Source organism: Devosia sp., assembly GCF_036406155.1.
Lineage (GTDB): Bacteria > Pseudomonadota > Alphaproteobacteria > Rhizobiales > Devosiaceae > Devosia_A.
The window spans coordinates 1-10,191 of the sequence record NZ_DASWVV010000205.1; the positions used below are offsets into that span (position 1 = coordinate 1).

A 10,191-nucleotide genomic window follows, 5' to 3' on the forward strand; every position below is an offset into this window, starting at 1 on the left:
AGAGCTCAAGCCATGTCGCTGAAAGTCGAACTGAAACCGGGCGAACGCCTCATCATCGGCAACTGCGTCGTCACCAACTCCGATCAGCGCACGCGCCTGTTCATCGACGGCAAGGCCCCGATCCTGCGCGAAAAGGACATCCTCACGGTCGAGACGGCCAACAGCCCTGCCAAACGCATCTACCTGGCCGTGCAGCTCATGTACATCTACGAGGACGTGGAGCGCATGCGGAAGGACTATTTCACGCTGGTCAACGAAATCGTGACGGCCGCGCCGTCGACCACGCCCATCGTCGACGAGATCAATAACGAGATTTTAACAGGGTCCCTCTACAAGGCTCTGAAGGCTGCAAAAAAACTGATCCAGTACGAACAGGACCTGCTCGCAAATGCAAAATAGCGCAGCGCTCGCCTACCAGCAGGTGGGCAAGCAGACGGTGAGCCCGCGCCTCCTCGAGGCCAACCTTCTCTCCCGCGCTGCCGCCCAGTTGCAGAGGGTGCGAGACGACTGGGAGACCAACCGGCCCGAACTGTTCGAGGCGCTGCGCTTCAATCGCAAGCTGTGGAACATCTTCCTCACTTCGGTCACCGGCGAGGATTGCCGGTTGCCGCGCGAACTGCGCGAGAACATCGCCAATCTGGGCATCTTCGTGATGAAGCAGACGCTTGCCACGCAGAACCAGCCGGAGGCGCGCAAGCTCGACGTGCTCATCAACATCAACCGCGAACTGGCCGCCGGCTTGAGGGCGATGCCCGAATAGAAGCGCCGGTCGAGCCGACAGCAAACACCCCGGCCCGGCCGGGGTGTTTTCGTTCTGGGGCGAGACCCAGACGAGGTTACAGGTAGTTGACCAGCGACAACCTGGCCACCAGCGCGGTCGCCTGGTAGCTGGCTTCGAGCCGGGTCTGCAGCGCCAGCATCTCCATCGCCACCTCTTCCTTGGAGACACCCTCGATCTCCTCGAGCATCGTCAGCAGCTGGGCGTTGCGCGTGGTCAGGCGCTCGGAGATATTGCCCATCCGCGCCTTGGCCAGGTTGAGCTCGATGGTGATGACCTCGATCGAGCCGGGCTCGTTATTGTGACTTTCCGACAGCCTCGCCATCTGCCGCCCGGCCATGGCATCGAAGCGGCCGGTGGAAGTCGGGTCGCCTTGCGGATAAGTTTCCACTGCCATGGCAGCGAGCGAACGGATCAGGCCGACGATACCGTTCTCGTTGGCCTGCACGCCATACCTGACGGTGGTGTTGTCCTCGACCTTGGCGGTTACCGTGGTGCGCGCCGTCCCTGCCGCGGCGTCCGCCGTCGAGGCCAAGCGCTCCCTCAGGGCAGCAGCGAAGTTCGCCGAGGTTGCATTGCCGTCCGCGCCGATGCTGAACTCGCCTGGCCTGGGCGCCCCCATGACCGCCGTCAGCGTAAGGTCCCGGCTGCTGCCGTCGGGCAGCTTCAGCCGCACGGTGATGGCCTCGCCCGCGTTCGGCAAGCCAGCAAAGCTCACGTTCAGGTTCTCGGGGCTGCCGCCGGCCAGCGCTGCCGTGGCATTGGAGAGACCCGAAGCGACGCCCGCGATCCGGAAGCCGTAGCCCTTGGCCAGCGGAACCTGCTCGCCCAGCGTCGTCGTCGCGGCGCTCGTGGCCAGTTCCAGCCGCCCCAAATCCTTGGCGCGGATGCCCTGGGTCTCGCCCTGGTACCACATCATGGTGTCCGCCGGCGTGGCCGCCACGAGCGAGGTCGCGGTGTCAAAGGGCGGGCCGCCCACCCTCAGCACCGGAACGCCCTGCTCGTTGAAGAAGTTGTCCGCGGCCGCGTAGGTGGAGGCGGCGGCGAGCGTCGTCTCCCCCACCCGCTGCAGCGTCGCCTGCAAGGCGGCATCGAAGTTGGCCGCCGTGCTGGCGGGGTCGGCGCCGATCTGGAACGCGCCGACACCTGTCGTCCCGGTCGTCGCCACCAACTGGATGACCTCCTCCGAGCCATCGGGCATGGTCAACCCGATGCTCACCGTCTCGCCGGCAACGGGCAGCGCGGTGAACTGGACACCGAGCGCGGCCGGGCTGCCCGAGGGCTGCGTGAGCGCGATGCTCGAACTCGGGGTGGATAGCGTCGACAGCTTGAAGCCGAAGGGGTGCACGCCGTCTTCGGCCACGGTGACGGTATCGGCTGCAGTGGTCACGCCGAGCCGGCCGAGGCCGTCCGGTCCGGCATCGGCGAGCTTGCGCTCGCCCGCGACGGTGCGGAAGCCGTCGCGCCCCAGCGCGCCATCAAGGATCGCGGACGTCTCCAGTACCGGGGCCCGGTCCGTCGTGCTGCCGCCGAACAGGTAGCGTCCGTCGATGCTGGCGTTGAGCAGGTCGAGCACCTCGTCGAGCCGCGCCAGGGACAGGTCCGGGGTAGTGGTGAGGTTGATGTTGCTCGACCCGTAGCCGCCCGGCGCCGCCAGCGTGCGCTGGTCGGACTCGAGCTTGTCGAGGCGGGACACGGTGGCATCGAGCACGTCGAGCCGCAGGTTCACCGCCGTGATCGTGTCCTGGTAGCTCGCATTCTTGGTAAGACGGGCGCGCATCGACAGGTCGAAGAAGCGGCTCGACCCCATCTCGGAGAGCTTTGCCGCCTTCTGTCCGGTCGCCAGTTGCCCCTGCAACTGGTCGAAGCGCTGCTTCATGTTGGTGATGTGTTGGAAGCTCGCCTGGAAGGGGAACATCGAGTTCTTGATGACCGTCATCGTCGCCGCCTTTCTCAGATCCGCAGCAGCTGGTTGAGCAGGTCCTGGATGACCGAAATCACCCTGCCGTTGGCGGCGAACGCGTTCTGCAGCTCCATGAGACGCGCCATCTCGGCGTCGACGTCGACGCCGTACTCCGTGTCCATGCGCTGCGTCAGCGCCACCAGCGTCAGCTCCTGTGTCTGCGCTTCGCTGATCGCGCCCGCCGCTGCGTTGCCCTGGTAATTGACCGTCTGCGATATCAGCTCGGAAATGCTGCCCGAGATGCGGAAGGCCGCCCTCTGGTCGCTGCCGCCGTTCGCCATGGCAAACTGCATGCTGTCCAGCTGGTCGAGCAGGTAATTGGCGCGGTCGGCGTTGCCGAGCGAGCCGCCCGTCTCATACTGCACCATCAGCCTGCCGTCGCTGATGATGCCGGTATTGACGGCGATGCGTGCGGCAAAGCCGAGCTTCTGTCCGTCACCGTCGAGGGTGTTGGTGAAGTCGCTGTTGCCTGTATCGACGAACAGCGACAGGGCAAGGCCGGCATCCTGGTTGGCGGTGACGGTGGCCCGCGTCCTCAGGTCGAGGACATCGCTCTTTCCGGCCGCGCCGTCGTCCATGACGCGGAGCACGTCTCCCGCTGGATTGGTGACGGCAAAATTGCTTCCCAGCACAGCCTGCAGTTGTGCCGCGACGCTGGCCGTGCCACCCGAGAAATCGAGGCCAATGACGCGCTGGCCGCGGGCATCGACGTAGTCGAGCGGCAGTTTCGCCGTGTCGTCGACCCGCACCACTCGCAGTGCGCGCCGTGTTCCGTTTTCCGTGTAGTCGAGCACGAAGTCGTTGCCGTTGCGGATGGCGGCCAGGTCGACCTCAAGGCCGCTGGCGCCGCCACCTACGACTGCCGTCCCCTGGGACTGCACCGTGGACATCGCCATCGCCAGCGAAGCCGCGATCTCGTCGAGCTGGTCCTGCGCCTGCACGAGGGTCTTGTCGCGCAGTCCGACCAGCCCGGCCATCTCCCCGGATCGGAAGACGTTCTGCTGCACCACGTCGATGGTCAGCCCGGCCGGCGTGCGCAGCAGCAGGCGCCCTACCCCGCTTTCCGCCGGATCGGTGCTGACCCGCGAGGTGGCAGCGATGACGCCGGCGCTCTGGAACTCGAAAACCGAGGCGCGGTGGTCGAGCAGCCCGACGCCGGAGCGCGTCATCAGGGCGACGGTGCCGTCCGACCGATAGTCGACCCGCAGGTCGACGCGTTCTGCCACCTGCGACACCAACCGGTCGCGCTGGTCCATGAGGGTCGCGCGCGAACTCGCGTCCAACCCCTGGTCGGCAAGCCGTCCGTTGATCTTCTCCAGGGCCGCGAGCTGCTGGTTGAGCTCGGTGACGTTGGCTTCCATCTTGCCTTCGGCCTCGCGCCGCAGGCTCTGGAGCTGGTTGGACAGGTCGTTGAGGGTGCCGGCGAGGGTCTGGGCGCTGGTCACGGCCTGCGCCCGCGTCGCGTAGTTGTCGGGGCTGGTGGCCAAGGCGCTCATCGCGCTCTGGAAATCGCCAAACGCCGTGTCCAGCGACCCCGCCTCACCCGGCTTGCCGAGGGCCACCTGCCAGCGGTCGAGCATGCTGGCGCGGATGTTGACGTAGCCCGAGTCCGAGGCGGCGAGGGTGTAGTGGTTCTGCAGCGTCTGATTGAACGCCCGCGTCACCGAGCCGCTGCGCACATAGCTCGAGTTGGCCCCAAGCGTATCGATGACGCTCAGCGATTGCTTGTGATAGCCGGGCGTGCCCGAGTTGGCGACGTTGCGCGACAGGACATCGAGCCCGTCCTGTCCGGCCCGCATGCCGGAGAGCGCGTTGTTGAGCGCGACCGTCAGACCCATCGACTAGTTCTCCCTGGTTGTCGGCCCGGCGTGCCGCCGCCCGTGCCGGGCCCTGCGCGTCGCCGCTGCCTAGCGCACCATGTTCAGGGCTTCCTGCAGCATCTCGTCGGCGGTGGAGACGATACGGGTACCGGCCGCGTAGGCCTGCTGGGTGACGATGAGCTTGGTGAACTCCTCCGAGATATCGGTGTTGGAAGCCTCGAGCGACGCGCCGATGATGCCGCCGTCGTTGTTGAGGATCGGCTCGCCCGATTCCGAGGTGGCCGCGAACACGCCGCCATCCATGCGCTTGAGCTGGTTGGCTGCGTTGAAATTGGCGGTCACCACCTGTGCTACCTCCAACTGCTGCCCGTTATTGTAGGAGACCACGACGCGCCCGTTGTCGTTGACCGCGACCGAGACGAACTCGCCGGCACCATACCCGTTCTGGTTCAGCGCCGTGACCTCGGCAGTGCCGTTGGGATCGGCGAACTGGGTGAGGCCGTTGGCACCGTGCTGCAGCCGGACGTCGCCCACCAGCACGCCGTTGACGGTAAGGCCATTGAGCTGGGTGTATTCCACCGCCGGGCTGGGCGAGCCGTTGCCGCCGAACACGTAGTCGCCGGTGGGGTCGGCGGTCGGATCGACGTTGGTCCACATCGGGGCGCTACCGGTGGCATCGGCATCGGAGAGGTAGAAAAGGTTCCACCGCTCCGATCCGCCAAACTGCGTGCTGTTCACCTTGGCCCAACGCAACTGCAGGTTGGTCGGCGCGCCGTTCTCCGCATACACCGTGATGGCCCCGCCGGAAATCGACTGCGCGATGAACTGGTCGGCGTCCTTCGCCGCCACGCTCTGGACGCGGGCATCGAGCCACGGCAGCGTCGGAGCCGTTGTCGTCGCCGCCGTCGGGATGCCGAGCCCCGACGCGGTCGTCGATGTGGTCATCACATCGACCATGTTGGTCCCGAGCGTGATGGCGAAGTTGCCGCCCGTGAGGTTGATGGTGGCGTCCGCCACCGCCGCCCCGCCATTGGTCCGCAGCGCGGTCTGCATCGCGGCAAGGGCCGAAGTAACGGAGACGCCTGCCTGGACGTCGATGCCGACATTGCTGCCGGAGTAGGCCCCGAGGCTGCCGTCGAAGAATTCCATCGTCACCGGGGCGCCATCGACCGTGACGGTGAGCGTTTCGCCATAGTTGACAATCGTGTTGGCGTCGACGCCGCCGCCAAGCGCGGCTCCGGTAAGGGTGGCAGTGACGTTCGGAGCCACCGTCATGAAGTCGGCCGGGTCCAGCAACTGGCTGCCCGGTGTCTTCGATTCCTGGTACTGCGCGGTCTTGGGCAGTTGCGGCAGATTCAGCTGGTAGTTGATGCGGGTGGTCTGCGAGGCGGGCAGGATGGCATTGTCCAGCCGCAGCACCTGCGGCACCGAACCCGATATGTTCTGCGTCACGGGATCGATGGGCAGGCCCTTGAGGTAATAGCCGGCGCCGTTGACGAGGTAACCGCCTTTGTCGAGCTCGAAATCGCCCCGGCGCGTGTAGAAGTTGGATCCCGAGAATACGGCATCGCCGTCGGCCTGGCCGATGCGCGGCTCGACGACGAAGAACCCGTTGCCATTGATGGCCATGTTGGTTTCGGTCGATACCGTCCGGATGTCGCCCTGCAAGGTATTGGTCGAGCGCGACTGCGACAGCACGGAACCGGCCGTCTGTCGCTTCTGCGGCGCATCCGGAATCAGGTCCAGAAAGTCCGTGTCGATGCGCTTGAAGCCGGTGGTTTGCGAGTTGGCGATATTGCCCGAGATGTTCTCGAGGGCGAAGGACTGTGCGCGCAGCCCGCTGACTGCCGTGGAGAGAGCGCCAAAAATACCCATTGAAGAAGACTCCGTGACCCCGTTCTGGCGTATCGGCACGCCGGTTCAGGGAAGACGAAGCAATCCCGATGCCAAGTCCTTAGCTTGTTGAAATACCGGCGCTTTGTCGCCCGGCCGGTGGATACCGCGGCAGGCAGCCGGCAGAACTGGCCGACCCCGCGGCAGATTTTGCCCGCCGCTTGTGCCTCAATCCCACTTCGTCTAAACGCTGGGTCGCGCTTGCCAGGGCCCGGACCAGCCATGCTTTTCGACACTCCGAAGGACTTCGTTGCGGCACCACGCCACGCGGTGACCGTGTTCGGCATGGCCGGCGTCGGCAAGACCAGGCTGGCGACCCTGCTGCGCCAGAGCCACTGGTTCCACTATTCGGTCGACTACCGCATCGGCACCCGCCACATGGGCGAGTACATCGTCGACAACTTCAAGCGCGAAGCCATGCGGCTGCCCTTCCTGCGGGACCTGCTGCGCTCGGACTCGATCTACATCCGCTCCAACATCACCATCGACAACCTCGAGCCGCTGTCCACCTATCTGGGCACGCCGGGCGACCCGGCGCGCGGCGGCCTGACGCTCGCCGAGTACCGGCGCCGGCAGGAACAGCATCGCGTCGCCGAAATTTCCGCCCTGCTCGATGTTCCCGATTTCATCGAGCGCGCCAAGGCATTGTATGACTACGACAATTTCATCGCCGATACGGGGGGGTCGCTGATCGAGGTCGTGAACCACGAGGATCCCGAGGATCCGGTCATCAAGGTCCTCGCCGGGCACACCGCGCTGGTCTATATCCGGGGAACCGACGCCGACGCCGAAGAACTGGTGCGCCGCTTTCGCAGGAGCCCCAAGCCGATGTACTACAAGCCGCAGTTCCTGCTCGACAAATGGGCCGAGTACAAGCGGCTGAACCACATCGGGCGCGACGAGGACGTCGACCCGGCCGGTTTCGGTGCCTGGGGCTTCGAGGCATTGCTGCACGACCGGCTGCCGCGCTACCAGGCTCTCGCCGACAATTTCGGCTATACGGTTGACGCTGCCGATCTGGCAACGGTACGCGACGGCATGGACTTCCTCGACGTCATGGCGCAGGCAATCGCCAAGCGCGGCCGAATGTGACGCTGCCTCGTTGACGTCTCCCGGGGTGGAGCCCACTCTGCCGCAGCCACTGTGCAAAGGCCGGGCGAACACCCATCTTGCGGGAGGCACGTCCGTTCGCCTCGCAGAGGCGCGTTGCATCGCCTACCCCAGAGAACCGATATGCCCATCCGCATTCCCGATCGCCTCCCCGCCCGCAGGACCCTCGAGGCCGAAGGCGTCGTCGTCATGGATTCGACCCGGGCGGCGCGGCAGGACATCCGCCCGCTGCAGATCGGACTGCTCAACCTCATGCCGAACAAGGAACGCACGGAGACCCAGTTCGCCCGCCTGATCGGCGCGACGCCACTGCAGGTCGACCTGACGCTGGTGCGGATCACCGACCATCATTCGAAGCATACGCCCGAAGCTTATCTCAACAGTTTCTACTCGACCTGGGAAGAAGTGCGCGGGCGCAAGTTCGACGGCTTCCTCATCACCGGCGCGCCGATCGCCAACCTGCCGTTCGAGGACGTGAAGTACTGGCCCGAAATGCTCGAGATCATGGACTGGACGCAGACCAACGTGCACCACACCATGTTCATCTGCTGGGGGGCGCAGGCGGCGCTGCACCATTTTCACGGCGTCAGGCGCTACCGCATGGAGAAGAAGGCATTCGGCGTGTTCCGCCACAAGGTGGTGAACCCGCGTTCCCCCTACCTGCGCGGCTTCTCGGACGACCTCGCGATCCCCGTATCGCGCTACAACGACATCGAGCGCAACAGCCTCGATGCCGACCTCGAGATCCTGATCGACAACGAGGAGATCGGGGTGTGCATGCTCGGCGATCGCAAGCGCCGGGCGCTCTACATGCTGAACCACCTCGAGTATGACAGCCGCTCGCTGGCGGACGAATACGAGCGCGACCGCCAGGCCGGCCTCGATACCGCCCCGCCCATCAACCTGTTTCCCGGCGACGACCCGACCAGGGAGCCGGAGAACCGCTGGCGCAGCCACGGCCACCTGCTGTTCCAGAACTGGATCAACGAAATCTACCAGACGACACCCTTCGATCTCGCCAGGATCGGCAGCTAAGGGCCCGCGGTGCCTTGCATTCCGGCGCCGCGGGCTTACTTTCAGGGGACGATCCGAGGGACGCCCTTGCCGCAGCCGCCGACCAACATCGCCGACGAGATCGGGATCGCGCTGGGCAATTTCGCCGACGCGGCGACGGCGCCGTTCACGCCGACGCTGCGCCTCGGAGTTACCGGCCTGAGCCGTTCCGGCAAGACTATCTTCATCACTGCCCTGGTGCATAACCTGCTGACCGGCGGGCGCCTGCCCGGCTTCGCCCCGCTGACCGAGGGCCGCTTCGTCGGCGCCCGGCTGGCGGAATACCCGGACGCGGCAATCCCCCGCTTCGCCTACGAGCAGCACCTCGCGGCGCTCACCGCGACACCCCCGACCTGGCCGGAATCAACACGGCGCATCAGCCAGTTACGGCTCGTTCTCAAGTACCAGTCGCGACGCGCCTTGGCAGGCGCGCTGGGGCATTCGACCCTCACTCTCGACATCGTCGACTATCCCGGCGAATGGCTGCTCGACCTGCCTTTGCTGTCGCTGAGCTACGCCGAGTGGAGCGCGCAGGCGCTGGAACGGGCCCGCCGGCCCCATTCCCGCCACGAAGCCGAACCGTACATGGACGTTCTTGGAACGGTGACTCCAGCAGATGAGGCGACAGACGCAGACGCCGAGCGCCTCGCGTCCGCCTTTACGGGGTATCTGAGGGCGAGCCGCGAAGACGGGCGAGCCCTGTCGACGTTGCCGCCGGGTCGATTCCTCATGCCGGGCGACCTCGAAGGCTCGCCGGCGCTCACCTTCGCCCCCCTTCCCCCGCCGGCCGGAGCGGTCCGCTCGGGGAGCCTCTATGCCATGCTGGAACGGCGCTACGAGGCGTACAAGCAGATCGTGGTCAAGCCGTTCTTCCGCGATCACTTCGCCCGCCTCGACCGCCAGATCGTGCTGGTCGATACGCTCCGGGCCCTGAACGCCGGCCCGGCCGCCGTCGCCGACCTCGAAACGGCGCTGACCGAAATCCTCGCCTGTTTCCGACAGGGCGGCAGTAACCCGTTCCTGCGCCTGCTCGCCCGCCGCATCGACCGCATCCTGTTCGCCGCCACCAAGGCCGACCATCTGCATTCGACCTCGCACGACCGGCTGGAGGCGATCCTCAACCGGCTGCTGGCCAATGCCGCGCGCCGCGCCAGGTTCGCCGGCGCCGAGACGCGCTCGCTGGCGCTCGCCGCCATTCGCGCCACCCGCGAGGGCGTCATCGAGGAGGACGGCGAAACCCTCGACGTCATCGTCGGCACGCCCATGCAGGGGGAAACGCTGGACGGGGTGACCTATGATGGCTCCGGCGAGATCGCGCTGTTCCCCGGGGACCTGCCGGCCGATCCCGCGGTGTTGTTCGAGGCGGGCCGGCCAGTGGCGCTCAAATTCCTGCGCTTCCTGCCGCCGCAAAAGCTCGAGCGCAACGCCGCCGGCGACGTGGTTTTTCCGCACATCCGCTTCGACCGGGCCCTGGATTTCCTGATTGGAGACTGGCTCAGATGAAGCGCCCCGTCGCCCGTCCCGTCGGCGGCTCCGGCGAACCGGCCGCGCCACAGCGGGCGCCGCGGGCCTTC

8 protein-coding genes are annotated in these 10,191 nt (G+C 66.2%); 5 read left to right on the forward strand and 3 right to left on the reverse strand.

What is annotated here, in order from left to right; genetic code table 11:
* The first annotated feature begins 12 nt into the window (after window positions 1-12).
* On the forward strand, window positions 13-399 hold the full coding sequence (gene flbT, locus VGD93_RS14540; RefSeq protein ID WP_395012892.1) for a flagellar biosynthesis repressor FlbT: 387 nt from the start codon (window positions 13-15) through the stop codon (window positions 397-399).
* Window positions 389-760, forward strand: coding sequence for a flagellar biosynthesis regulator FlaF (flaF, locus tag VGD93_RS14545; protein ID WP_395012885.1), 372 nt, complete (start codon window positions 389-391; stop codon window positions 758-760). The genes flbT and flaF overlap by 11 nt, the downstream gene beginning before the upstream one ends.
* Before the next feature lie 76 nt (window positions 761-836).
* On the opposite strand, the gene VGD93_RS14550 is transcribed toward flaF, so the two are convergent.
* The 3 genes from VGD93_RS14550 to VGD93_RS14560 form a co-directional block, all read right to left on the reverse strand.
* Entirely contained in the window at window positions 837-2,717 is a 1,881-nt protein-coding gene (locus VGD93_RS14550; protein WP_395012886.1) for a hypothetical protein, read from the reverse strand.
* Between the two features lie 14 nt (window positions 2,718-2,731).
* A complete protein-coding gene (gene flgK, locus VGD93_RS14555; RefSeq protein WP_395012887.1) occupies window positions 2,732-4,579 on the reverse strand; it encodes a flagellar hook-associated protein FlgK in 1,848 nt (615 codons plus the stop codon).
* 69 nt (window positions 4,580-4,648) lie between these two features.
* A complete protein-coding gene (locus VGD93_RS14560) occupies window positions 4,649-6,436 on the reverse strand; it encodes a flagellar hook protein FlgE (protein WP_395012888.1) in 1,788 nt (595 codons plus the stop codon).
* A 240-nt stretch (window positions 6,437-6,676) separates the two neighbouring features.
* Here VGD93_RS14560 and VGD93_RS14565 point away from each other — a divergent pair, with 240 nt between their 5' ends.
* The 3 genes from VGD93_RS14565 to VGD93_RS14575 all read left to right on the forward strand — a co-directional run bounded on the left by VGD93_RS14565 (window position 6,677) and on the right by VGD93_RS14575 (window position 10,120).
* On the forward strand, window positions 6,677-7,546 hold the full coding sequence (locus VGD93_RS14565) for an ATPase (RefSeq protein ID WP_395012889.1): 870 nt from the start codon (window positions 6,677-6,679) through the stop codon (window positions 7,544-7,546).
* 141 nt (window positions 7,547-7,687) lie between these two features.
* Window positions 7,688-8,599 (forward strand): homoserine O-succinyltransferase, encoded by a 912-nt coding sequence (locus VGD93_RS14570; RefSeq protein ID WP_395012890.1) that lies wholly within the window; start codon window positions 7,688-7,690, stop codon window positions 8,597-8,599.
* Window positions 8,600-8,665: 66 nt separating this feature from the next.
* Window positions 8,666-10,120 carry a YcjX family protein gene (locus VGD93_RS14575; protein WP_395012891.1) on the forward strand — a complete coding sequence of 485 codons (1,455 nt, stop codon included), beginning with the start codon at window positions 8,666-8,668 and terminating at the stop codon, window positions 10,118-10,120.
* Window positions 10,121-10,191 lie beyond the last annotated feature (71 nt).

Bases quoted from the DNA above. Each gene is read 5' to 3' on its own strand.
- VGD93_RS14550 (WP_395012886.1), bottom strand. From the start codon at position 2,717: ATGACGGTCATCAAGAACTCGATGTTCCCCTTCCAGGCGAGCTTCCAA.
- VGD93_RS14560 (WP_395012888.1), bottom strand. From the start codon at position 6,436: ATGGGTATTTTTGGCGCTCTCTCCACGGCAGTCAGCGGGCTGCGCGCA.
- flgK (WP_395012887.1), bottom strand. From the start codon at position 4,579: ATGGGTCTGACGGTCGCGCTCAACAACGCGCTCTCCGGCATGCGGGCC.
- flaF (WP_395012885.1), top strand. From the start codon at position 389: ATGCAAAATAGCGCAGCGCTCGCCTACCAGCAGGTGGGCAAGCAGACG.
- VGD93_RS14565 (WP_395012889.1), top strand. From the start codon at position 6,677: ATGCTTTTCGACACTCCGAAGGACTTCGTTGCGGCACCACGCCACGCG.
- VGD93_RS14570 (WP_395012890.1), top strand. From the start codon at position 7,688: ATGCCCATCCGCATTCCCGATCGCCTCCCCGCCCGCAGGACCCTCGAG.
- flbT (WP_395012892.1), top strand. From the start codon at position 13: ATGTCGCTGAAAGTCGAACTGAAACCGGGCGAACGCCTCATCATCGGC.